At 72.1% G+C, this 23,997-nt stretch carries 20 protein-coding genes and 1 pseudogene; 13 read left to right on the forward strand and 8 right to left on the reverse strand.

Annotation, left to right across the window (positions count from 1 at the left end):
• Window positions 1-94: 94 nt before the first annotated feature.
• Window positions 95-1,963 carry an NAD-binding protein gene (locus KDL01_RS07330; protein ID WP_212527592.1) on the reverse strand — a complete coding sequence of 623 codons (1,869 nt, stop codon included), beginning with the start codon at window positions 1,961-1,963 and terminating at the stop codon, window positions 95-97.
• A gap of 59 nt (window positions 1,964-2,022) precedes the next feature.
• On the reverse strand, window positions 2,023-2,493 hold the full coding sequence (locus tag KDL01_RS07335) for a hypothetical protein (protein ID WP_212527593.1): 471 nt from the start codon (window positions 2,491-2,493) through the stop codon (window positions 2,023-2,025).
• Window positions 2,494-2,631: 138 nt separating this feature from the next.
• Here KDL01_RS07335 and KDL01_RS07340 point away from each other — a divergent pair, with 138 nt between their 5' ends.
• The 10 genes and pseudogenes from KDL01_RS07340 (at window position 2,632) to KDL01_RS07385 (ending at window position 13,662) form a co-directional block, all read left to right on the forward strand.
• Window positions 2,632-2,997 (forward strand): hypothetical protein, encoded by a 366-nt coding sequence (locus KDL01_RS07340; protein ID WP_212527594.1) that lies wholly within the window; start codon window positions 2,632-2,634, stop codon window positions 2,995-2,997.
• Between the two features lie 39 nt (window positions 2,998-3,036).
• Window positions 3,037-6,789, forward strand: a complete 3,753-nt coding sequence (locus KDL01_RS45150) for a tetratricopeptide repeat protein (RefSeq protein WP_212527595.1) — start codon at window positions 3,037-3,039, stop codon at window positions 6,787-6,789.
• 81 nt (window positions 6,790-6,870) lie between these two features.
• Window positions 6,871-7,245 carry a hypothetical protein gene (locus KDL01_RS07350; RefSeq protein WP_212527596.1) on the forward strand — a complete coding sequence of 125 codons (375 nt, stop codon included), beginning with the start codon at window positions 6,871-6,873 and terminating at the stop codon, window positions 7,243-7,245.
• Window positions 7,246-7,564: 319 nt separating this feature from the next.
• Complete coding sequence (locus tag KDL01_RS07355; RefSeq protein WP_246576084.1) at window positions 7,565-8,374, forward strand: STAS domain-containing protein; 810 nt, start codon at window positions 7,565-7,567, stop codon at window positions 8,372-8,374.
• Window positions 8,371-8,748 (forward strand): STAS domain-containing protein, encoded by a 378-nt coding sequence (locus KDL01_RS07360; RefSeq protein WP_212527598.1) that lies wholly within the window; start codon window positions 8,371-8,373, stop codon window positions 8,746-8,748. Before KDL01_RS07355 ends, KDL01_RS07360 begins: the two co-directional genes overlap by 4 nt.
• Entirely contained in the window at window positions 8,745-9,167 is a 423-nt protein-coding gene (locus KDL01_RS43145) for an ATP-binding protein (RefSeq protein WP_212527599.1), read from the forward strand. The genes KDL01_RS07360 and KDL01_RS43145 overlap by 4 nt, the downstream gene beginning before the upstream one ends.
• Window positions 9,164-9,511 (forward strand): annotated as a pseudogene (locus tag KDL01_RS45850) (ATP-binding protein); the annotation flags it as partial. The gene KDL01_RS43145 and the pseudogene KDL01_RS45850, both read left to right, overlap by 4 nt.
• A gap of 292 nt (window positions 9,512-9,803) precedes the next feature.
• A complete protein-coding gene (locus tag KDL01_RS07375) occupies window positions 9,804-10,250 on the forward strand; it encodes a SpoIIE family protein phosphatase (protein WP_212527601.1) in 447 nt (148 codons plus the stop codon).
• Entirely contained in the window at window positions 10,247-11,989 is a 1,743-nt protein-coding gene (locus tag KDL01_RS07380) for an ATP-binding protein (RefSeq protein WP_307846162.1), read from the forward strand. Before KDL01_RS07375 ends, KDL01_RS07380 begins: the two co-directional genes overlap by 4 nt.
• Complete coding sequence (locus KDL01_RS07385; RefSeq protein ID WP_212527602.1) at window positions 11,986-13,662, forward strand: SpoIIE family protein phosphatase; 1,677 nt, start codon at window positions 11,986-11,988, stop codon at window positions 13,660-13,662. The genes KDL01_RS07380 and KDL01_RS07385 overlap by 4 nt, the downstream gene beginning before the upstream one ends.
• Before the next feature lie 121 nt (window positions 13,663-13,783).
• Here the strand turns inward: KDL01_RS07385 and KDL01_RS07390 are convergent, their stop codons facing one another.
• Together KDL01_RS07390 and KDL01_RS07395 are read right to left on the reverse strand one after the other, a co-directional pair.
• Window positions 13,784-13,990, reverse strand: coding sequence for a CsbD family protein (locus KDL01_RS07390; RefSeq protein WP_212527603.1), 207 nt, complete (start codon window positions 13,988-13,990; stop codon window positions 13,784-13,786).
• A gap of 76 nt (window positions 13,991-14,066) precedes the next feature.
• Window positions 14,067-15,077, reverse strand: coding sequence for an aldo/keto reductase (locus KDL01_RS07395; protein WP_212527604.1), 1,011 nt, complete (start codon window positions 15,075-15,077; stop codon window positions 14,067-14,069).
• Window positions 15,078-15,155: 78 nt separating this feature from the next.
• Here KDL01_RS07395 and KDL01_RS07400 point away from each other — a divergent pair, with 78 nt between their 5' ends.
• Window positions 15,156-15,764 carry a TetR/AcrR family transcriptional regulator gene (locus KDL01_RS07400; RefSeq protein ID WP_212527605.1) on the forward strand — a complete coding sequence of 203 codons (609 nt, stop codon included), beginning with the start codon at window positions 15,156-15,158 and terminating at the stop codon, window positions 15,762-15,764.
• On the opposite strand, the gene KDL01_RS45855 is transcribed toward KDL01_RS07400, so the two are convergent.
• The 4 genes from KDL01_RS45855 to KDL01_RS07420 form a co-directional block, all read right to left on the reverse strand.
• On the reverse strand, window positions 15,715-16,230 hold the full coding sequence (locus KDL01_RS45855; RefSeq protein WP_212527606.1) for a phosphotransferase family protein: 516 nt from the start codon (window positions 16,228-16,230) through the stop codon (window positions 15,715-15,717). The two genes, KDL01_RS07400 and KDL01_RS45855, sit on opposite strands and share 50 nt — an antisense overlap.
• A 249-nt stretch (window positions 16,231-16,479) precedes the next feature.
• Window positions 16,480-16,581: a class III lanthipeptide gene (locus KDL01_RS07410; protein WP_212527607.1), complete on the reverse strand. Its 102-nt coding sequence runs from the start codon at window positions 16,579-16,581 to the stop codon at window positions 16,480-16,482.
• Entirely contained in the window at window positions 16,578-19,160 is a 2,583-nt protein-coding gene (gene lanKC / locus KDL01_RS07415) for a class III lanthionine synthetase LanKC (RefSeq protein WP_212527608.1), read from the reverse strand. Before lanKC ends, KDL01_RS07410 begins: the two co-directional genes overlap by 4 nt.
• A 244-nt stretch (window positions 19,161-19,404) precedes the next feature.
• On the reverse strand, window positions 19,405-20,616 hold the full coding sequence (locus KDL01_RS07420) for a 5'-methylthioadenosine/S-adenosylhomocysteine nucleosidase family protein (RefSeq protein WP_212527609.1): 1,212 nt from the start codon (window positions 20,614-20,616) through the stop codon (window positions 19,405-19,407).
• Between the two features lie 664 nt (window positions 20,617-21,280).
• Between KDL01_RS07420 and KDL01_RS07425 the strand changes: the two genes are divergently transcribed.
• Entirely contained in the window at window positions 21,281-22,408 is a 1,128-nt protein-coding gene (locus tag KDL01_RS07425; RefSeq protein WP_212527610.1) for a LacI family DNA-binding transcriptional regulator, read from the forward strand.
• Between the two features lie 274 nt (window positions 22,409-22,682).
• Window positions 22,683-23,978 (forward strand): extracellular solute-binding protein, encoded by a 1,296-nt coding sequence (locus tag KDL01_RS07430; RefSeq protein ID WP_212527611.1) that lies wholly within the window; start codon window positions 22,683-22,685, stop codon window positions 23,976-23,978.
• Window positions 23,979-23,997 lie beyond the last annotated feature (19 nt).

Here is a 23,997-nt window from a genome sequence, read left to right on the forward strand (position 1 = left end):
GTATTGATTACCCAGGGGCACCCGTCTCATGACGGTTTTATGAACGTGGGCGGGGGCGCGCGGGGCGCACGGGCGGCCCGGTGGGCTCCGGGGCTCAGGACAGCTCGGGGTGCGCGAGCGCCCGGGTGACCCGCCCGGTGTGCCGGCCAAGGCCCGCCCGCGTGGTGAGCAGCACGTACGTGTCGCCCGCGCCGATGTGCCGGCCGTGGTCGGGTCGCCAGAGGTAGTCGCGCGCGGCGGGGGAGCGCACCGCGATCACCCGGATCTCGCCGGGGACCTCGATGTCGCGCAGGGTGCGCCCGACCAGCTCCGAGCCCTCCTCGGCGACGAACTCGGCGATGAGCACCACGTGCCGGTGCACCGAGAGCGTGCCCTGCACCTCACGGCCCATCAGCGCCGCGGCGAAGGCCGGGGCGGCCAGGTAGGAGACGGAGCGCGAGGCCGCGTTGGTGAAGGACTGGTAGAGGTGCGCGGCGAAGTCGTCGTCGAACAGGCGCAGCACGATGCGCACGTCCGGGGCGATGGCCCGCGCCTCCAGACACGCCTCCAGGTTGGCCGCGTCGTCCCCGGTCAGCGCGATCACCGCGCGGGCGCGGTGCACCCGAGCCTGGCGCAGATGGTGCTCGAGCGGCGCCTCGCCGGTCAGTACTGGAATGTCCAGCGCCTGAATCGCCAGGATGCCGCGCAGCGAGACGTCGCGTTCGACGCAGACCACCGGGATCCCGAGGCTCTGGAGGAGGGTCGCGACCCGGGTGCCGACGTTGCCCAGGCCGATCACGACCACGTGCCCGCGCACGCCGCGGCTCGGCTGGCGCGGGGCGGTGCGGCGCTGGGACGCGGCGTTCTCGACCAGGACGGCGGTCACCACGGCCATCAGCGGCACCCCGCTGAGCGTGATGGCCACCTGGGCCACCCGCTGCCAGCCCCCGCCGACCCCGGCCGAGCCGGGCTGGCCGTAGACGTCGGGCACCGCGGAGCCGGCCAGGTCGAGCAGCGTCTGGTACACTGCCCAGGCGAACGGCCGGGCCAGCACCCAGATGAGCACGAAGGACCCGATGACCGCGAGCACCGAGCCGAGCAGCACCATCCGCAGCTGGACGCCGGTGAAGAAGCGCACCATGTCGATCAGCCGCCACAGCAGCCGGGAGCCGGGGGAGAAGACCGGCTTCGGCTCCTCGTCCACGAACCGCAGCACCGCCCGGGTACCCGGTTCGACCAGCTGCTGCCGCTCCGTCCGGCCGATCCAGATCGCGGCCGGGCCGGGGGAGTCCGGCAGCATCCGGATACGGGTCAGGTCCTGCCGGTCGATCCGGTCGGCCACCGTGCACAGGAAGTCCTCGCGCTCGCCCGTCGCCCCGATCTCGACGCTCACCGCCCGGCTGCCGACCCGCACCGAGTTGGGCCGGCGCAGCGCGGCGTTGACGAACGCGGGCGCGGCGGTGGCGGACCGGGAGAGCGCGCTGCAGTTCTTCAGCAGCCGCTCGACGTGCGCGCCCAGCCGCGGGTTGTAGATCCGCAGCACGACGCGGACGTCTTCGTTCAGCGCCTGCACCCGCAGCGCGGCGTGGATGTTGCTCTGGTCGTCACCGTCCACGAGCGCGATCCCGCGAGCCCGCGTCACCCCCGCGGCGTGCAGCACCTCCTCGGTGATCGTCGAGGCCACCACGACCGCGGCCTCCCCGAGCAGCCGCCCGATCTGCGGTGCGTGGTCCAGATCCCGGCTCGGCACCACCGCGACCACCGGCACGTCGTACTGCTCGGTCAGCTCGACCACCAGCCGGTGCGCCAGCGTGTTGGCCCCGCAGACGATGTAGTGCTCCGCCGGATGCCGTGCGGCGGACTCGAGTTCGGGCCCTGACTCCGACGAGCCCGGTCCGACTTCGTGCTCTGATTCTGCTCCAGGCGTTCCGGACGCACTACTTCCGTCTCCGCCCGGTGCCCCGCCCCGACCAGGATTCCCCATAGCGCCCGATGGTAGAGCACTGAAAGAAACTGTATTCGAAGACTTCGTTTCGACTCGGTTCAGTCCCGCACGTCGTGCGGCGGCCGGTCGGCCGTGCTCGGCGCGGCCTGGTTGATCACGTACGCCTGGGCGCCGGGTCCCTGGGCGCCGGCCGAGCCCCGGCTCACGGTCATCCGGTAGGTGGCCTGGGGCTCGACCTCGTCGAGGGCGGCGCGCAGTTCCCGGAGTAGTTCAGGGTCCTGTTTGAGCAGGCCGACCAGCTTCATCCGCAGGACGGTCTCGTAGTCCGGGAAGTCGGGGTTCCTCTGCACGTCGCGGACGGCGGCGTCGAGTTCGGCGCGAGCGCCGCGGCGGCGGGCGACGAGGCGCCACAGCCGGCGTCCGGCGCGGTCGGCGGCGTCGGTGGCACCTTCGGCCGCCGCGTCCTCGGCGTGGTCGAGCACCTTCGCGCCGAGGGAACGCAGGGCCGCGACGAGATAGGGCTGGGCGAGGCGTGCGACGGTGTCGAGTTCCGCGAGCGACGGATCCACGGGGCCCCCTCTGATGCGGCGTCAGCGATACTATAGGCGCGGTGGCTTCAGGACGCGCGGAGCGCGTGGTGGGCGGGGTCGCGCACGGCGCGAGCGGATTCTCTTTCGGGTCTTCCTGGAATTCCTGGACGGTATCAGGTGTCTTACGATCAGCACGTCGAGCCGGGGGCGGCCGGGGCGCAGGGGCCGAACGCGCGGGCGTATGTCACCAACTACTACGGTGCCGAGCCTCCGTACGAGCTGGTCGGCGGCGACGAGGCCGGCGGCGGCGACGCGGCCTGGCTGCGGCGGCAGCCGAGCCGGCTGCTGGACGCGCGCAACGCCATCGTGCCCTTCCGCGGCCGGGTCGAGGAGTTGGGCCTGCTGGCCGAGTGGCGCGATCACGCCGCGGCCGAGCGCCACCACCTCGTGCACGCCCACGGAGGCCAGGGCAAGTCGCGTCTGGCCGCGCGGTTCGCGGCGCAGTGCGTCGAACTCGGCTGGACGGTTCTGCACGCGCGGTAGGCCCGAGGTGCGAGCGGGCCCGGCGAGCGCGCAGAGCCCGTGGGGTCGGACGCCGGGCTGCTGCTCGTCGTCGACTACGCGGATCGCTGGGCGCACGGCGACCTGCTCACCCTGTTCGCCGATCCGCGGGTGCAGGGCGTTGAGGGCCGGTTGCGTGTGCTGCTGCTGGCCCGCGGCGTCGGCTGGTGGCCGGCGGTGCGCGGCGAACTCGCCGAAGTCCGCCGCACCCTGACCACCGATCACCGGCTCGGCTCGCTGGCGCCCATGCCCGAGGAGCGGCTGGACGCGTTCCACGAGGCCTGGGACCGCTTCGCCGCGCCCGATCTGTACGGACTCGACGACGCTCTGCGGCCGCAGGTCGCGCCGGGGGACGGCGGTGCGGGCGGCGGAGCGGGCTACGGGTCGGTGCTGACGCTGCACATGGCGGCGCTGGCCGGGGTCGACGCCGCCTCGCGCGGGGACGCGGCTCCGGAAGATCTGCACGGCCTCTCGGCGTATCTTCTCGACCGCGAGTACGCGTCCTGGCAGCGCTACTACCAGAGCGGGACGAAGGACCGGGAGTACAAGTCCCCGCCGACGGTCATGGGCCGGGCCGTGTTCACCGCCGCGCTGACCGGGCCGATGCCGTACGCGCAGGGCGAGCGGACACTGCGTCGGTTCGACCTCGAAGTCCACCCGCAGCGCCTGCTGGCGGACCACCGGGTGTGCTACCCGCCGGCGGACCGCGCGCTCGTGTTCGAAGCGCTGGCCCCCGACCGGCTGGCCGAGGACTTCCTCGCCCTGCTGCTGCCCGGCCATGACGTGACCGGCTACGACCCGGACCCATGGGCCGTCGGTGCGGCCCCGGCCCTGCTGGCCCGCTCGGACACGGGCGCGGCGCGCGAGTACACCGCGCGCGCCGTCACCTTCCTGGCCGCGGCGGCGGACCGCTGGCCGCACGTCGGACCGACGCACCTCTATCCGCTGCTGCGGGCCGATCCGCGGCCCGCCCTCGATGCCGGTTCCGCGGCCCTGACCGCGCTGGCCGAGATCGGTTCCGGTCGGCCTATGCACCCGGACCACCGCGCCGTCCTCGCCTCGCTCGAAGCACTCGTGCCGACGGAGCGCAACGTGGATCTGGACGCCGGCATCGCCGAGGTCTGCGCGCGCCTGACCGCCGAACTGCTGCAGGAGAACGTCAATCCGTTCGAGCGCGCCCGGCTGCTGGAGCGGCTCAGCTCACGGTGCTGGCGCGCCGGGCGCGACGACGAGGCACTGGCCGCCGCGGACGAGGTGGTCGCGATCGTCCGCAGGCTCGCCGCGATGGATCGGGAGCTGTTCGGCGAGATACTCGCCGCGTCCCTGTCCAACGTCGGTGTCTACTACGCACAGGCGGGCCACACGGCCCGTGCGGTGCGCGCCAGCGAGCTCGCCGTGGCGATGATGCGACCCGCGGTGCTCAGCGATCCGGTCCATCGCACCGCCGACTTCGCGGCCCTGCTCTCGAACCTCGCCATGCGGCTGACTCAGGCCCAGCGGTTCGACGAGGCGTTGACGAACGCACGGGAAGCGGAGGTAACGATGCGCCGCGCGATCTCCCTCGAGACCGGCGCGGCCGGCCGGTCGGAGACGGACACCGATCGGGCCGCCCGGGTCGAGGCCGCCGGTCGGCATGAAGCTCAGCTCGCGATGATCCTGTCCAACCTCGGCATCACCCTCGCCGGCGTGGGGCGGCACACCGAGGCACTGCCCGTCACCGAGGAGTCGGTGCGGATCCGGCGCACGATCGCCGAGCGCAATCCGGCGTTCGGCTTGCCGGATCTCGCCGCATCGCTGACGAATCTCGCGGTGCGGATGCGCGAGGTGGGCCGGTTGGCGGACGCCGTCGCGCCCGCCGCCGAGGCGCTGGCGGTGAGCAGCCGCTTGGCCGAGGCCAACCCGGCGGCCTTCGAGGCGGAGGCCGCCGCCGACACGATCAACCTCTCCGTCGCGCTCAACGACGTCGGACGTGGTGAGGAGGCGCTCGGCCTTGCGCTGGAGGCCGTGGCGGTCTTTCGCCGCCTGGCCACGCAGCGGCACGGTGTCTATGAGCCCAGACTCGCCACGGCGCTCGCCAACGTGGCGGCGGTCCACGCCTCGCTCGGCCATGTGGAGACAGTGCTCGAATTCAGCGTCGAGGCGGTCGAGATCCGCGGGCGGCTTGCGGCGGCCGACCCGGCCACGTATCAGGCGCCGTTGGCCGAGTCGCTGCTGAGCCTCGGTGTGAGCCTGCACCGCGTCGGCCTGCACGACCAGGCGCTCGAGGTGCAGCGGCGCGGCGTCACGCTGCTGCGTGAGCTCAGTGCCGCCGAACCGGCGGCGCACGCGTCGATTCTCGCCCGGGCACTCGGCATGCTGGGCGCGAGTCTGGACGAGGCCGGCGCCCTGGCCGAGGCCGTCGAGGTGGAGCGGGAGGGCATCGAGATGCTCCGTCTCCTGCATGCGGCGAATCCCGGTGCGTACGCGTCGAGGCTCGCCCAGGCCCTGAGCAATATCAGCATTTCGCTCTACGCGCTGGAGGAGCACGACGCCGCCCTGGAACTCGGCAGACAGGGCCTCGAGACGATGCGCGAGGCGGTGCGGGGCAACCCTGCCGAGGGCCCGGGCCTCGCGTTCCTGCTCGTCAACCGCGCCGGACTGCTGGCCAAGAGCGGTCGGCACGACGAGGCCCGCGCCCTCGTCGATGAAGCGGTGGGCGCCCTGCGCGGGGCCGCCGCACAGCGCCCGAATCTGGCCCGTGCGCTGCGGATGAGCGCCACGGTCGCGATGGCGGCCGCAGAACAGGCCGCCGACGCGGCGGCGAGGCAGGTGTACGCCGAAGGGGCGCGGGCCGCCGCCGAGGCGGCCGCGCTCTATCAGCAGCTCGCCGACGAACTCCCGGCGGCCTATCAGCGGTCGGCCGCGGAAGCGCGGGAGTTCACCCGGCAGTTGCGCGAGCTCGCGGGCGAGGAGGTGGCAGATACTCCGGCCTCCGACACGGCCGCGGACGACTCCGAACCCGAGGCGTCACCGGCCCTCGCCGCCGTGCTCGCCGCCGCTCTGGCCGCGAACCCGCCGGACGCCGACACCCCGGCCACCGAGCGAACGCGGGACGAGGACGAGGAACCCGCCTTCGAGGGCGAGGACGAGGAACAGGATCCGGCGGCGGTCGTCGCCATGATCGAGCAGATCATCGCGCAGCGGGTCTCGACCCTCGGCCCGGACCACCCGCACACGCTCGCCGCGCAACAGGGCCTCGCCCAGCTGCTGCGGCGGGCCGGGCAGCAGGACCGCGGGCTCGCGCTGCACCGCCGGTCGCTCGCCGACCACGAACGCGTGCTCGGCCATGATCACCTCGAGACCCTCACCGCCCGCAACAACCTCGGCTACGCGCTGTTCGAGGCCGGCCGGTTCGACGAGGCCGTCCCGCTGCTCGAAGCGGCCCTCGAATCCCGGCTGGAACTGCTCGGCCTGCGGCACCCGCACACGCTCGCCACCCTGGTCAACCTCGCCCTCGCGGTCAGCGCGGACGCACAGCACGAGCGTGCGATCGACCTGGCCCGGCAGTGCGTCTCGAACTACCGTGCCGCGTACGGTCCGGACCATCCGGAGTCCGCGGCCGCGCTGCACCTGCTGGCCGGCTGCCACTGCGCGGCCGGGGACCTGCGCGGCGCGCTGCCGGTGTACGAACTGTGCATCGACGCGTACGAGCGGATCCACGGCGAGGACCACGAACAGACGGAGCTGGCGCGACGGCAGTACGAGGGGGTCTGGGCCGCGCTGACGGAGGGCTGAGTTTGCGCGCGGGCTCAGGGGGCACGAGGGAGCGCCGTTCACTCGGCGTCGTCCGCTCATCGACGGAAAGGGACTCACCAGATGAGCCAGCAGGTCATCGACAGGTCGTCCGTGACGGCCTACCAGGTCGTGATCCGTCCGCACGCCGACATCCGCAACCCCGCGCCTGCCCTCGTCGCGGCGCTCGCCGGGCAGTTCGCCCGCGCGGAGACCTTCGCCGAGGGCCGGCTGTGCCTTTCGGTGCCCGGGTCCACACCCGGCGACGACACCCGGGAGGCCGTCACGACCGTGCTGCACGCCGCGGCGGCGCATCAGGAGACGCACGCGGGGACGGCCGTGACCGTGGAGGTCACCGATGTCCGGTACACCGACGACGGGTACTGCCACGTGTTCGCCCAGTGCGCGACTTCGGGCGCGACCGCGGGCCAGTCGAGTCCGGATCAACAGAGTTCGTAGACAGGGCGTGAATAGGGCGCAGCGTGTCGGCAGGCCTTTGAATGCACTCGGCTCAATGCACAGCGCTATGCCCGAACGTTGTGTGTGACATCACTCTCAATGACCCGACTCCCACCGTTTGCCTGCGGGGGAAACGGTCACACGCGCGCGTGACCCGTGCGACCGGCGGCAAACGGGGCCCTGTCCGATTCGCCGTTTCTCCGCCGATCAACTTGACGGCCGGGCTGACATAGGCTCGGCGAGCCACCCGCGAATGGCGGTGAGCCGAAGGGATGAGGGCGTAGTGAATCAGAGATCTGCCGATCACCTGCTTGAGCTCATGACGTCCCGGCGCGAGGAACTCGCGCAGGGTTGGATCGAGGTGGTCTCGAGCACGCTCGCCCGCCGGGTGAGCCGGACCGAGCTCGATCAGGAGCTGCACGAGCTGTACGGCGCGATCCTCGAGGCGCTGCGCCGGGGCGGGGTGGACGCGGCGGGCGAGCACTACGCCGAGGTGCGTGCGCTGCTCAACGAGATATCGCGCAACCGGGCCCGGCAGGGGTTCAGCCCGGCCGAGACCGCGATCGGCGTGTTCGCGCTCAAGCGGGGCCTCGAGCCGCTGCTCGACGAGGGCTCGGCCGAGGACGTCGCGGCCTACCTCGCGCTGGCCAGGCTGACCGACGATCTGGGCATGTTCACCGTCGACGCGTACGCGGCGACCCGCGAGCAGATCATCAGCGCCCAGGCCGAGGAACTGCTCGAGCTCTCCACCCCCGTGGTCAAACTGTGGGACGGGATCATCGGCGTGCCGCTGGTGGGCACGCTGGACTCCGCGCGCACCCAGGTGGTCATGGAGAAGCTGCTGCAGGCGCTGGTGGACACCGGCTCCGCGCACGCGATCATCGACATCACCGGTGTGCCCGCGGTGGACACCGAGGTGGCCCAGCACCTGCTCAAGACGGTGGTGGCGGCCCGGCTGATGGGTGCCGAGTGCATCGTGTCCGGCATCAGGCCCCAGATCGCGCAGACGATCGTGGCGCTGGGGATCGAGTTCGGCGACATCGTGACGAAGGCGACTCTGGCCGACGCCCTGCGCCACGCGCTGCGCCGCTCGCCCGGCGCGCTGGGCGGCGCGGGGAGCGCGGCGTGAGCGAGCGCCTTCCGATCCTTCGTATCGGCGGGAACCTGCTGGTCTCGATCCAGGCCGACCTGGACGACCAGACGGTGATGAACCTGCAGGAGGACCTGGCCGAGCACGTGGTGCGGCACGGTGCCCGCGGGGTGATCATCGACATCACGGCGGCGGAGATCGTCGACTCCTTCGTGGGGCGGATGCTCTCCACCATCGCCTCGATCAGCCGTCTGCTGGACGCGGAGACCGTGGTCGTGGGGATGCGCCCGGCCGTGGCGATCACCCTGGTCGAACTCGGCCTCTCGCTCGGCGGCGTGCGCACGGCGCTGAACCTGGAGCAGGGTCTGGCGATCCTCGCCGAGCGTTCGTCGGCCGGTCCGGCGGCGCGGTGACCAGCCCGGGGCTCGACCCCGAAGGCACCCGGATCCAGCTCATCGCCACCTCCGACGACGTGGTGCGGGCCCGGCAGCTGGTCCGGACCCTGGCCGTGGGCTGCGGCCTGTCCCTGGTGGACCAGACGAAGCTGGTGACCGCGGCCAGCGAACTGGCGCGCAACACCCTGTCCTACGGCGGCGGCGGGACGATGAGCGCCCTGCCCGTCGAGCGCAACGGCCGGCGCGGCGTGCGGCTGAGCTTCACCGACGAGGGCCCCGGCATCCCGGACATCGACCTGGCGCTGCGCGACGGCTGGTCCTCGGGCAGCGGCATGGGCCTCGGCCTGAGTGGCGCGCGCCGCCTGGTCGACGAGTTCGAACTGCGCACGGTCGTGGACGAGGGAACGACGGTGACGGTGGTCAAGTGGTCGCGGTGACGGCCGGGCTGCCGATCGGGTCGCAGGAAGGCATCTGGATCCGCCAGGAGGCCACGCTCGCCACCCAGGCCAGGCGCGGCGCGGCGGAGCTGGGGCGGCGGATCGGCCTGCGCGCGGCGCGGCTGAGCGAGATCGAACTCGCGGTCACCGAGGTGGCCGTGAACCTCAACAAACACGCCGTCGACGGCGCCCTGCTGCTGCGGCTGGTGGAGTGCGGCGGCGGCGTGGCGGTGGAGCTGCTCGGGATCGACCACGGTCCCGGTATGGCGGACGTCGCGGGCGCCCGGCAGGACGGGGTCTCCACCACGGGCACCCTCGGCATCGGGCTCGGCGCGGTCGAGCGGTTGGCCGACACCTTCGACGTGTTCTCCCTTCCGGGGCGCGGCACCGTGCTGGTGGCCCGCTTTCGCGAGCGACCTGAGGGCTACCGGCACGTGGCCGCGCCGTGCCCGGAACCCGCGCTGGCCGGGCTGACCCGGCCGCTGAGCGGTGAGGAGGTGTGCGGCGACGCATGGGCCGTGCGGCCCGCTACCGCACCGTCACGGGGGACGGGCGCGGCCGACGGCGCCGCGACCCTGGTGATGCTCTGCGACGGGCTCGGCCACGGACCGCTGGCCGCGCGCGAGCGCACAGGCCGTGACCGCGTTCCACCGAAGCGCCGGCGCCGACCCGGCAGAGCTGATCACCGCGATGCACCACGCGCTCGGCGGCACCCGCGGCGGCGCGGTCGCGGTGGCCAGGATCGATCCGGACGGGCGGCGCCTGAGCTACTGCGGGGTCGGGAACATCAGCGGGTTCACCGTGGCGGACGGACGTCGCGGTACCTTGCTCTCGGCCCCCGGCATCGTCGGCCACCACCTGCCGCGTCTGCGCGTGTTCGAAGCCGCGCTGCCCGAGGGCGCCGGCCTCATCCTGCACTCCGACGGGCTAAACGAGCGCTGGGCCCCGGCCGCGCTGCCCGGCCTGTTCCAGTGTTCGAGCACCGTCATCGCGGCCCATCTGCTGCGCGAGTCCGCGGTGCGCCGGGATGACGCGGGCATCGTGGTGGTCGGGAACGTCGGCGCGGCCGTGGGCGCGCCGTGAACACCCCGCAGGTGCTCCTGGCGACCGCCGTGGCCAACGAACCCGACGTGTTCGCGCTGCGCCGCGACGGCCGGGCCATCGCCGAGATCGTCGGGATGGAGCGGCAGGACCAGATCCGGCTGGCCACGGCCCTGAGCGAGCTCGGCCGTGACCGGCTCGGCTGCGCCGAGGTGACCGTGCGGATATCCCTCGCGGCCGATCCCGTGCCCGCGCTCGAGGTCACGTTGCGATGGGCCGAGGGGCCGCCGCCCGCAGTGGAGGCTCTGGGTTCGGTGCGCCGTCTGATCCGCGAACTGAGTGAACAGTCCGTCGGCCGGCGCGGCGTCATCGTGCTGCGCCACCTGATCCCGGTGCCCGCCGAGCGCTTCCCGGAGATCGCCGACCGCGTGGCCGCGGCGCTGCTCGACCGCGCGGCCGCCAACCGCGAGGAGGACCTGCGCGCCCAGACCAGGGACCTGATCGTGGCGCTCGAGGAGGCCCGCGCCCAGGGCGAGGAGCTGAAGCTGGTCAACGAGGAGCTCGCGCAGACCAACGCCGGCGTCCTCGCCCTCTACTCCGAGCTCTCGGCAGAGCTCGAACAGACCAATACCGGCGTCGTCGCGCTGCACACCGAGCTGGAGGACAAGTCCCGCCAGCTGCGCGAGGCCAGTGAGGCCAAGACCCGGTTCTGGGCCAACGTCAGCCACGAGCTGCGCGGCCCGCTCAACTCCGTGATCGGCCTGAGCCGGCTGCTCGCCGAGGCCGGGCCCGGCGTCCTCGGCGGCGAGCAGCGCGAGCAGGTCTCGCTGATCGCGGCGTCCGGGGAGACGCTGCGCACTCTCGTGGACGACCTGCTCGACGTCGCCAAGGCCGAGGCCGGGCAGCTGGTCCCGCAGCCCGCGCCGGTGGAACTCGGGCTGCTGCTGGCCCAGCTCGAGGCGGTGATGCGCCCGCTGGTCGCGCAGCCCGAGGTAATCCTGGCCTTCCCCGATCCCGCGTCGATGCCCGCGCTGGTGACCGACGAGACGATGCTCACCCGCGCACTGCGCAACCTGATCAGCAACAGCCTGAAGTTCACGACGTCCGGGCAGGTGCGGATCGAAGTGCGCCCGCAGGACCCGGACCGGCTCGAGATCACCGTCATGGACACCGGAGTCGGCATCCCCGAGGACGAACAGGCGCGGGTCTTCGAAGAGTTCTACCAGGTGCGCGGGCCGCACCAGCGCGGCAACGCTGGCACCGGGCTCGGGCTGCCCTACGCGCGGCGGATCGTGGAACTGCTCGGCGGCACCCTCATACTCTCGAGCGCGCCCGGCAACGGAACCCGGGTCGCCGTGGTCCTGCCTGTCGGCGCTCTGCCCGCCGCCCCCGCGCCGAGCCGGGTGCCGTGTCTGATCAGCTGCGACGACGACCCCGCCTTCTCCGCCGTGCTGCGCCCGCTGCTCGCGCGGATCGCCGAGACCGTGGTGCAGGTGGCCGACGGGGCCGAACTGCCCGAGGCCGCGCGTCGGGCGCGCCCGTCCGCGATCGTCCTGGACCTGGACATGCCGCACATCGACGGCTACGAGACGCTGCGCCTGCTCGCGGCGGCGGAGGACCTCGCCGCGATCCCGGTCGTGGTCCTCACCGGGCTGCCCGTGACGGAGATCGAACGCGAACGCCTGGGCCCCGCCCGCGCCGTACTGACCAAGGAGCGGCTGGGCGTGCGCGACCTGGCCTGCGCGCTGGGACTGACGCCGCCCGAGGAGAGTGAGCCGTGATCGAGGGCGGGTACGAGCAGCGCGAGAGCTCCCACGTGCTGGTCGTCGACGACGACGCGTCCCACCGGTACCTCGTGACGCAGTGGCTGCGCCGGGCCGGGCACCAGGTCACCGAGGCCGTCGACGGCACCGACGCCCTGAGCCGGCTCGCCGAGGCCGCTGCGGCCGCGGACACCGATGCCGCCGCCATGCCCGAGGTCGCGGTCCTCGACGTCGGGCTGCCCGACATGAGCGGATTCGAACTCTGCCGGCGTATCAAGGCCGGGGAACGTACCTCGGACATGCCGGTGATCCACCTCTCGGCCACGTCCATCACCGGCGCCGACCGGACCCAGGGACTGCACGGCGGCGCCGACGCGTACCTCACCGAGCCGATCGATCCCGGCGAACTGCTCGCGACGCTCGACGCGGTGCTGCGCTACACCCGTGCCCGCCGCGCCGCGCAACGGCTGGCCGGCCGTCTGATGACGCTCAATCAGGCCACCCTCGAATTGCACAGCGCCACCGACTTCGACGGGTTCGCGATCGCCGCCGTCCGCGGCACCCTCGAGGTGATGGGCGCGCAGTCGGCCAGCGTCTACCTGAGCCTGTCCGGCGCCCCGGTGCGCACCTACCAGCTGCGCCCGGAGGTGCCGCTGGTCTCCGAGCCGATCGCCGCGGCCCTGCTCGAACGCATCGCCCGCGCCGTCCTCGGCTCACGCACCGGCGCGCGCGTCGCCCTGCTCTCGGGCGAGGCCTGGCGGGCGCTGGTGCCCGGCCCCCGGGTGACCGGCGAGGTGCTGGTCGCCGCGGTGCGCGCGCACAGCGGGCGTCCCCCGGTGTGCGTGGCGATCGAGGTCGAACGGCCCCCGCTCGAGGACGATCGCACGCTGCTGATGCAGATGGCGCAGGCCTGCGCGCTCTCCCTGCAGTCGCTGCGCAACTACGCCGAGGAGCACGCGCTCGCGCTCGACCTGCAGCGCTCCTTCCTGCCGCGCCGGCTGCCCGCCGTCGACGGGGTCGAACTCGCCGTGCGCTACCTCCCCGCGAGCGCCCACGCGGAGATTGGCGGGGACTTCTACGAGGCCATCGAGACGGATCGCGGCCTGCTGCTGGCGATCGGCGACGTCGTCGGCCACTCCCTCGAGGCCGCGCTCGTGATGGGCGAGGTGCGCCACGCGCTGCGGGCCTACGCGATCGAGGGCCACCCGCCCGAGGCCGTCCTCGAACTGCTCGACACCATGCTCGATCGCGGACAGGCCGAGCTGACCACCGTCACGCTGTGCCTGGTGCTGGTCGCACCGGACTGCCGCCGCCTGAGCGTCGCCAACGCGGGCCACATCCCGCCGCTGCTGATCACCGAGGCGGGGATCGGATTCGTCGGGGAGCACGGGCGCCTGCTGGGCCTCGGCGGCGCCCGCTACGAGGCGACGGACCTCGCACTGACCGGACCCACCCGCCTCGTCCTGTGCACCGACGGGCTCGTCGAGACCCGCCGCGTCGAGCTCACGGTGAGCCTGGCCGAGTTCGAGGACGCGGTGGGCAGCGGGCCGGAAGACCTCGAGACCCTGTGCGATCGGCTCCTGGACGTGTTCGGCAAGGACAAGGACGACGACATCGCCCTGCTCGCCGCCGATCTGACGCCGGGGTCGCCGCCGACACGTGTGAGACCCGAGGACGCGGCCGGAACCTGACGGGTGCTCACCGAGACGTGCGGAGGGGGCCGACGGATCCAGTCCGTCGGCCCCCTCCGCACGTCGCACTGCCACTCGGTGCCGAGGAACGCCGTCCCGCGCCGTCCCGCAGCACCCGGGCTCAGCGCTTCTTCGCAGCGGGCTTCTTCGCGGTGGCGTCCTTGGCCGCGTCCTTCACCTTCTCGGCAGCCTGCTTGAGGCCCGCCTTGACCTGCTCGCCCTTGCCCTCGGCCTGCATCGACCGGTCACCCGTGGTGCGCCCTGCCGTCTCCTTGACCTTGCCCTTGGCCTTCTCGGCGACGTTCTTGGCCTTGTCCTTGGTACTCATGTCAGACTCCTTCGGGTCGTGCGTGCCGCTCGTCCCTTGCAGGTGATCTGTTTCCGAGTGCCCGGGATGGCGCCGTTCATCCGCCGACGAGCATCCCGGTCACCGGGCCGTTCGCCGGCAGCGAGGCGGCGTCGAGGGTACGGCGCATTTCGGCGGGCAGAACAAGGCCGAACCCGGCGAGGTTGTCGTGGAGCTGGTCGAGGGTGCGCGGGCCGATGATGACGGAGCTGACGCCGGGTCGGGCGGTGAGCCAGGCGATCGCCGTGGCCGCGCTGGTCGCGCCGAGTTCGCGGGCCGCCCGCGCCACCTCCTGCGCGATGTCGAAGCTGCGGTCGGTCAGCATCGCGCGGGCCGCGTCCCCGGCGGCGGGGTTGGGGAACTCGAGCCAGTACCGCAGGCGCGAGTCCGCGGGCGGCTGCCGCTCGCGCTCGTACCGGTCGGCCAGGATGCCGGCGGCCAGCGGGGAGTAGGCGAGCAGGCCGAGGCCGTGCCGGTCGCAGGCCGGAAGGATCTCGGCCTCGATCGAGCGCGCGATCAACGAGTACTGAGCCTGCAGGCTGACGAACGGGGTCGCGCCGGCGCGCTCGGCCGCCCACTGCGACTCGATGAGCGGGCCAACCGGGTAGTTCGAGCAGCCGAGGTAGCGCACCTTGCCGGCCCGCACGAAGCCGTCGAGCGTGCTCATGGTCTCGTCGATCGGCGTGTCCGGGTGCCAGGTGTGGCACTGGTAGAGGTCCACATAGTCGGTCCCGAGGCGCTTGAGGCTCGCGTCGAGGGCGCGGGTGAGATGCACCCGCGACAGACCGCGGTCGTTGGGCCCCCGGCCGCGCGGTCCTGAGCCCTTCGTGGCCAGCACGACCGCGTCCCGCCTGCCCGCGATCGCGCGTCTGACGACCTGTTCGGACTGGCCGTCGCCGTACACGTCGGCGGTGTCGATCAGGTTCCCGCCGGCGTCGAGGAAGGCGTCGACGATACGCAGCGCCTCGTCCTGCGGGCAGCGGGCCCCGGCTGCGGTGCCGAAGTTCATCGCGCCCAGACAGGCCCGGGAGACGCGCAGGCCCGAGCGCCCCAGGTTGACGTAGTCCACGGCCACCTCCGCCGGTAGGATGCGGGGCGTGACCCCGCTTATCAGACGACGATACGGGGCGACGCCCCGCTTTGTACAGTGACCGCCCGCGAGGAGCCGAAGGACCCGCTCCACCGGCCGCTGCGCGCCGACGCCCTGCGCAACCGGCAGCGCATTCTCGACTCCGCCGGAACCCTCTTCGCCACCGAAGGCCTCACCGTCTCGCTCGACGAGATCGCCCGGCACGCCGGCGTCGGCCCGGGCACCGTGCACCGGCACTTTCCGAGCAAGGACGCCCTGATCGCCGCCGTCGCCGGATCCCGGCTGCGGCATATCGTCGAGCAGGCGTCACAGCGCTCGAGCGCCCCGGACCCCGCGGCCGCGCTGCGCGATCAGCTCGCTGAGATGCTGGCCGAAGCCGAACTGAGCGCCCCGCTCAAAGGCGCCCTGTCCGGCACCGAGTTCGACATCAGGGAAACCGACCCGGAAGCCTCCGAGCGGCTTCGATCCGCCCTCGACGTACTCCTCGGGCGCGCCCAGCACGCCGGCACGATCCGCACCGACATCGACGTCGAGGACCTGATTGCAGCGCTGGCCGGCACCTTCCACGCCCTGCGCCATGCCGGCGAACCCCCCGACTCCCCGCGCGCCCGCCGCCTCACGTCCATGCTCTTCGACAGCCTCGAGCCGCGCCCCGGATCCGGATGACTAGATGACTCCGCCCGCGCCCCCTCCAGGTGGAGTCCGGCCGCTTCGGTGGCGTCAACGATGAGCCGTTGCCCGTTGATTTCTCAGACTCTGCCGCTCGATGCCGAAGGGGCCTGATGTAGCAGGGCTTCCAAGCCCAGTCGGTGCGTTCGATGATGTGGGCGAGGCGTTCGCGGCTGTGTGTCCCTTGCCGGTAGCCATTCCAGAACGCCTGGCGCTGGGCGGGGGTGAGTGCGTTCTGGTCGAAGGTGTAGGAGATCTCGTCGGCGGGGTCGCCGAGGTGCGTGTACTCCCAGTCGATCAGGCAGGGGCGCGGGTTCCAGAGCAGGTTGCCGGGGCCGATGTCGCCGTGCAGGAGCGCGAGGCTCTCCGCAGAGTTGAAGCCGTCGTCGTGTCGGGAGGCGTCAAAGCTCTGGGTCAGCGCGTCGGCGGCGTGGCGCAGGCGTTGCTGAAGGGCGCGCGGCAACGGGTCGCGGGACCAGGTGGGAGAACCGGGTCACGGCTGTGATCGACTCGACCGGGCGGCCTGTCGCGGCGCAGGCGTAGGTGCGGACTGCGGCGAGTCGGTTGAGTCGGTCGAGGCGGTCCTCTAGGGAAGAATCAGTCATCTCGGACATGGTAGTGGGCGCGGCGCGGCGCGGCGCGGTCGGCGGAGCGGGCCGGGCGGCAGCGGCCCGGCCCGTTCGCGGCGGACACCCGGTGTCTTCTCCAGGTGTTACGCCGTCACGCCGCTCCAACCACTCCAGCTCACGCTGAAGCAGGGGATCGATTCATCCGGGTTGGCTTCCAGCTTCTGCAGGGCGAGGATCTCGGTCATGGGATCTCCTTGGGGTGGGGAAGGGTGAACAGGTCGTCACCGGGTCCGTCGAGGACGCGGTGCAGCGCCAGCAGGACGCCGGCGGCGCCGCTGGACAGATCGGCGCTGAAGCGCGCGGTTTGCGAGCCGAGGAAGCGGACGCCGCGGGTGTGCGGGATCGCGTACTTCACCAGCCCGGTCGCGAAGCGTACGGCGGTGTCGCGGTCCGCGGCGTCGCCGGTCGCGTCGGCGTGCTCGGTCAGGAACCAGGTCAGTCCGGCCAGTCCCTCGTAGAGCCCGGCCTCCTTCGTGCACGACGACACACCGGCGCCCGCGACGAGCGGGGGCAGCGCGGCGGCGAGGCGCTCGTCCGGGCCGGCGGCGAGATAGTGCGTCAGTACCGAGGCGACGCCCGCGGCCCCGGTGGCGAGGAACGGCATGGCCCGCTTGACCACGGCGTTGTCCGCGATCGAGCGTGAGCCGTCGTCCAGGACGAACGTCCGGTCGAGCTCCTCGTACAGCAGCCGTAGCCCGGCCGCCCGGTAGCGCTCCTCGCCCGTCGCATCCGAGAGCTGATGGAGGAACAGGGCCAGCCCGGACCGGCCGTGCAGCAGGCCGCGCGCGTCGTGCTCGCCGATGGCCGGGCGCACGTCCTCGAGTGCGAGGATCGCCTCGCCCGCGGCTGCGGCGCGCTCGAGGTGGCGCGCGTCCCGGCTGAGCCGGTGCAGGGCGAGCCAGGTCAGGCCCACTCCGGCCCGGCCGCCCGCCAGCGTGGCGCAGGACGCGGTGAGCGGATGATCGTCGGCACCCTGAGTCAGGTCGATCGCCTCGTCGAGGTGCCCGAGCGCGGCGAGCACGCGCGCGATTCCGGCGGTGCCGACGTTCAGGCCCGGCGGGAGTTCCTCGCGCAGAGCGAGCGCGTCGCGCCGCAGCCGCTTCTCGATCAGCTCGGGTATCGGCACGCCGGCCCGGTGCAGGGCGTGCACGACCCCTGCGGTCCCGTACGCCACGCACACCGTGTTGGTGCCGAACGCCTGCGGGGGCGGCGGGAAGACCCAGTCGGGCCGGTCGGTGTCCGCCGTCGCGAGCAGCCCGGCCGCCGTGTCGGCAGCGAGTCTGCGCAGGCAGCCCAGCGGATCGGCGTCTACGTCCTCGGGCGACGGGAGGCCGCTGGAGCCTGCGTCGGTGTCAGTGCGGTGGAACGCCGTCGCCCGCGCCCACAGGTCGGCCGGCGGCATGGCCGAGGCCGCGAGATCGTGGCGCAGCATCGCGACGTTGCCGGGGGCGCGTTCGGCGACGTCGTGGAAGGGTGCGAGGAACGCCAGGGCGATCGCGGCGGCGCCGTAGCGGTCCGTCAGCAGCGGATCGGGGTTCTCCCGACGCAGCGCGGCCGGCGGAGCGAATCCCGGAGTGCCGAGTCTTACCGGCGGGCCGTCCGTCGCCGAGGCCGTCTCGAAATCGACCAGCCTGGCTTCACCGGTCGCGGTGACGATGAGGTTGCCGGGGCTCAGGTCGCCGAAGCACAGGCCGAGCGCGTGCAGCCGGTCCAGGGACGCGTCGAGGCTGCGCAGCACACCCCGTGCGCGGGCGAAGTAGGCCTCGTACTGCTCGGCCGTCCTTCCCGCCCTGACCAGCGCGGACGAACGGCTGATCCAGGTGCGCAGCGGGTCGCCCTCGACGAACTCGGTGACCAGGAAGTCGTGCTCCCACTCGGTGAACAGCTCCACCGGCTCGGGGCAGGTCCCGGGCGCCGCCGCGTGCACGGCATTGAGCATCTCGTACTCGTGACGCAGCCGGTCCTGGGCGCTCGATCCCGTGCCGAGGTGGCCGTTGTGGGCGCGCGCCTCCTTGATGAACACGAGCCTGCCGCTGCGGGTGTCGCGCGCCTTGTACGTGCCGCCCGCGTTGCTCGGCTGCAGCGCGCCGACGATCTCGTAGTGGCGGATCAGGATCGAGCCCTCGTGCGCCGCCGGCTCCTCGGCCACGAACGGGTCGGTGATCCCGTCGGGCAGCACGAAGTAGGGCTGGCGCTGGTCGACGGCCTCGCGTCCCGAGCCGTCGAGCACGAGACCCTGCCGGGTGCCGTCGGCGAGCAGCCTGGACCGTCCGCCGAACGCGCCGAAGCGGTAGTGCACGGTCCGCGATTCGCCGAAACGGCGGTCGGAGAGCACGTACGGCCCGTCCTCCTCGCGCAGTGCCTCGGCGAGTGTCTCGAGCAGCAGCCGCGCCGTCTCGGTGTCCGGCGGATAGATCGCGCAGAACTTTCCGGCCTGGGCGCGGTGACCGTGTTTGTGATGCACGATCAGGAAGAAAAGCCTGGCGGACAGATGCTTGAACGGCACCCGCTGCGCGAAACAGATCTCCGCGACGGTGTCCAGCACCTGCGGCGCACGCTCCAGTTGCGCAGAGACATGAATCTTCCAGCCCTGAGGCACATGCGGAGCTTCCGGGCGGCTCCACATCGTCCAGACGTCCCGGGCGGTGCTCTGCCAGCCGGGCGGGACGAGGGTGGGTGCGTAGCGCGGACCGGGGTCGGCCGCGCTCGCGAGCGGCGCGTAGTACTCGTCGCCCGCGAGCGTGTAAGCCAGAGTGTTGATCACCGGGAAGGCTGCTCAGTACCCGACGGTGATGGTGCTCGCGTAGATGCTGAAGCAGGGGAACAGATCGGGGTACGCCTCGGCCTGGTCGGCTTCGAGCTGCTGGAGGGCGAGAATCCGGGTCATGAATGGCCACCTGTGTCTCGTTCGACGGCTGGGACGAGACACAGGGTAGGAATACGCGGTTCGAATTCCATTTGCCGCCGGTATATTTCGGGTTATGCCAGCAGGCCCGGCGGCCTGGAACCTAGCCGAGGTCGCCGGATCCCGGTGCGTACTGCTTCTGCAGCGCCGCCAAGGACGAGCCGGTGAGCGTGTGTGTGGTGCCGGCGCCGTCGGTGTACGTCACGTTCGTCACCGGGGTCACGTTGTAATAGGCCTGGTCGGCGATGAGATATCCGGCCATGTGCGCGTTGGCGACCGGGCTCAGATCGGCGATCGTGGTCGGCGCGGGGTCGACCCGGGCAGGCAGGTGCGTGACGATGTACCGGGTCACGGTCGCGGCGCGGACCGTCGCCAGAACATTGTCATAGGCGTTCGGATACCACGGGGTGTCCGAGATGCCGCGCACCAGGATCCACGGCGTTCCGGTCGTCGCGTTCGCGAATCCGAAACCGATCGCCTCGTTGTCCTCGGCATCGGTCTGGTAGAGCAGGTTCTGGGCGGCGATCCAGCTCAGCGGCTCGGTCCAGACCTCGGCGTCGCCGATCGCCCCCACGACGGTCTTGTTCGTGACCGTGCCCTTCGCGGCCGGGTTGCCGGTGGCGTCGGCGATCGACGTCGTCCCGAGCAGGCCGGACGCGCGGGACCCGAGGGTGGCGAGCTGCAGCGGTGCGGCGAGCGCTTCGAGCCGGGCCCAGTTCGGGTCCACGGGATGGCTCGTCGAGGTGTAGGTCGACGCGTCCGCCGGCGTCGGGTACTGGTTGTCGTACTTCTGCACGACGGCGCCCGCGATGGTGCCGTGCGGAGGGGTGTGGATCTCCATGGAGTTGTCCTGGCCCTGCCAGCCGCCGTCGTGGTAGTGGATCGCCTCCTTGTCGACGATCAGCCCGCTCAGCACCACGTCGCCCACGTTGATCCGGGAGTTCTCGGCCCCGGCGGTGCCGGACATGATCGTCGCGCGGGGATGGAAGACGGTGTCCAGGAGATAGGTGGCCAGTTCGGCGCCGGGGTCGTCCTCGCCGCCGGCCACGTCGACGACCGGCACGCCGCTCATGAAGCCGATCCAGTAGGTGTAGTTGCCGATGACCCTGGAGTGCGTCGAGGTCATCCGGGAAAGGATCGCCGCCTGCTCGTTCGGAGTGGCGTCGACGATGCCGATCGGCGCGGGGAAGTGCCGGGCCGCGGGCGCGGCCGCCGCGGCGGAGCCCGGGGCGGCCAAGGCCGCGGCCATCACGGCCGTGGCGCACGCGAGGGAACCGAGTGTTCTGGGCGTTGCTCGCCGTCGCGAAGCAGGCATGGCGCTCCTTCTCTTTCTGTCTTGTGGTGCAGATCAAAGGTGGAATATCGATGGCCGCTCATCATGCCGGAGCGGGTACGGATCGAATCGCGCCCCTGCGACGGAGTTCCCCTTTTCCACTCGAAGGAGTGGCGCCGGACCTGCCGATCGGAGAGCCCCGCCCCGGCCGGCCCGGCCGGGGCGTTGACGCGGCCCGGCGACTGGGCTACAGTCCCGCCCATGCTCAATCGTTAGAGCACTTCGAGACCTTCACGAAACATCCCCGATCGGCTCTATGGGGGTTCGCGGTCGACGAGTTGCTCAATCGATTCAGCGAAGTTGGTCGCAGCGGCGCGGCACACACTGGAGGTGCGGTCATGAGCTTGGATCCGGTACGGCGACGAGACCCGCACGCACGGGGCACCTCGTTTCGCACCTCGTTTCGCACCTCGTTTCGCACCTCGTCTGGCACCTCCGCGGACCCCGCGCACCCCGCGGCCGGCCCGGTGGCCCGCACAGCGGCCCGTCCCTCGGCCCGTACCCAGGTCCGCGACACGCCGGTGATCCCGGCGCACGCGCTGCCCGGCTCGACCGCCACCGCGTCCGGCTGCTCGCCCGGTGCGGCGGATTGCCCGCCCGCACCGCCGACCGCTAGCCTGTAAGGACACTCACTCCGATGTCACCGGTGAAACGATTGAGCACTCCGCCCAAGCAGCCCCCGTCGAAGAGCACTGCCGCGGGCCGCGCCCCTGTCACCCTGCGCGACATCGCCTCGGTGGTCGGGGTCTCGCCGAGCGCGGTCTCGATGGCCCTGGCGGACCACCCGAGGATCGGGCGGGCGACCAAGGACGCGGTGCGCACCGCGGCGCGCGAGCTCGGCTACGTGGCCAACTCGGCCGGGCGGGCGCTGCGGGCCGGGCGGGCCACCGCGGTCGCGGTCGTGGTGCCCAACACGGCGCAGCACGTGTTCGGACACCCCTACTTCATGCACCTGCTGGTGGGCGTGACCAGCTCGGCCAACGCGCATGACAGCGGGCTGCTGGTCTCCACCAACCCGGATCAGAGCCATGAGGTGGCCGCGTACGACCGGATCCTGCGGTCGCAGACCGCGGCCGGGGCGATCATCGCGTCGGCGGCTTCGAACGACGCGAACGTCAGCCGCATGGTCGACACCGGGCTCCCGGTGGTGCTGGTCGGGCGCTACCCGCACCTGCCGCAGGCCGTCTCGGTCGGCGTGGACGACCACGCCGGAGCGGCCGCCGTCACCCGCCACCTCGTTGCGGACCACGGGCTGCGGCGGATCGGGCACATCAGCGGTCCGCTGGAGCACCAGACCGCGCTCGACCGGTACGAGGGCTTCCGGGCCGCGCTCGCCGAGTGCGCCGAACCGTGCGCGCACACGCTGGCGATCGGCGACTTCAGCGAGGAGGCCGGGCGGGCCGGCGCCGCGCAGCTGCTCGACGGCATGTCGGACCTGCAGGCGATCTTCGCCGCGAACGACGAGATGGCCTACGGCGCGCTGCTCGAACTGCGCTCGCGCGGACTGCGCGTGCCGCAGGACATCGCGCTGGTCGGCTACGACGACTTCGGCGTCTCCCGGCTGACCTCGCCGGCGCTGACCACCGTCAGGGTGCCGGCCGAGCAGCTCGGGCTGCACGCGGCGGACCGGCTGTTCGACCTCATCGACGGCGTGGCCGGCGAAGTGACGCACACCGAGCTGCCGACCGAGCTCGTCGTCCGCGAATCCTGCGGCGAACACCCGGCGCCGACGGCGGCGCCGACGGTGACCGGAACCACGGCCGCCACCGGCTGACGCGGCCTCAGGCCACCGCCTGCACCGCACCTTCTCCACCTCCGCACCCCTCGACTCACCGAGCCCGACTCACCGAGCCGCCGCGACCGGCGACCACCCCTCGGCATGCCCCGCCATGCCCTCGGCGCGGCCGGCCGCCCACCCGAACCTTCCCTCGCGCACCACCGGAATCACCAGCACACCGGCAAGGCAGCACCACAGCACCTCGGGAACACATCACCAGGCACCTCGATCGCCGCGGATCCCCGCCCCATAAACAAGGAGTTTGATTTCCATGTACTCAGTTCGTCGACGCGGGCGCGTGCGCGCCACGGCCGCCCTCGCGGCCCTCACGGCCCTCACGGCCGCGACGCTGGCCGGCTGTGGCAACAACGGCGTGGCGAGCACATCGAGCGGCGGGGTGGTCCAGCTGACCATGCTGACCGGATTCACCGGGCCGGACGAGGCCTCCTACCAGGCGCTGGTCGCCGAATTCAACCAGACCCACCCGAAGATCCACGTCACCATGAGCGTCGAGCCCTGGGCCACCGTCGCGCAGAAGCTGCCCGAGTCCTGGGCCACCGGGCAGGGTCCGGACCTTGCCACGCCGAGCTCGGACCCGGGCTCGATCTTCAACTACATCAGCACCAACTCGGTGCTCCCGCTCGACGACGCCACCGGCACCGGTACCGACCAGATCGACGCCGCGGCGTTCCCGAGCTCGGTGCGCAACGCCTTCACCGTCAACGGGAAGCTGTACGCGGTGCCCGCGAACAACGCCACCCTCGTCCTGTACTACAACAAGGACATGTTCACGGCCGCCGGGATCACGGCGGCGCCCACCACCGAGGCCGAGTTCATCGCCGACGCGAAGAAGCTCACGCTGAGCTCCGGCGGCAAGACCACGCAGTACGGATTGTCCCTGGCCGACAACAACACCATCCAGATGTGGCCGGTGCTGCAGTGGATGAGCGGCGGCGACATCGTCGGCGCGAACGGCTGCGCGGACGTGAACGACGCGGCCAGCATCGCGGCACTGACCCAGTGGAGCCAGCTGGTCATCCAGAACCACATCAGCCCGGTCGGCCAGGCCGGCGCGGACGCCGACACGCTCTTCTCCTCGAAGAAGGCCGCGATGGAGATCAACGGCCCGTGGGCGGCCGCGGGCTACAAGTCGGCGGGCATCAACCTCGGCATGGTGACCATACCCGTCGGCTCGGCCGGCCAGGTCACCCTCGCCTCCACCGTGCCGCTGATGATCGAGCGCACCACCCCGCACGCGGCCGAGGCCGAGCAGTTCCTGGCCTGGTACACCGGCAAGACCGCGCAGGCCAAGTTCTCCGAGATCTCCGGCTTCCCGCCGGCCCGCACCGACCTCGGCAGCTCCGTCTCGGGCAACGCCACCGTCTCCCTGTTCGCCTCCGAGCTGCCCTACGCCCGGCTCTACCTGGCCGGACAGTCCAAGGCCACCAGCATCGACAGCGACGTGTACGTGCCGATGATCCAGCAGATCGAGCGCGGGGCGAACGTGCAGTCCGCCACGAACTCCGCCGCCCAGCAGATCGACAAGCTGACCGGCTGCACCAGCTGACCCCGGCTCCCGGGCGGCG

This window comes from Actinospica durhamensis, assembly GCF_018139695.1.
In the GTDB taxonomy this organism is placed as follows: Bacteria; Actinomycetota; Actinomycetes; order Streptomycetales; family Catenulisporaceae; genus Actinospica; species Actinospica durhamensis.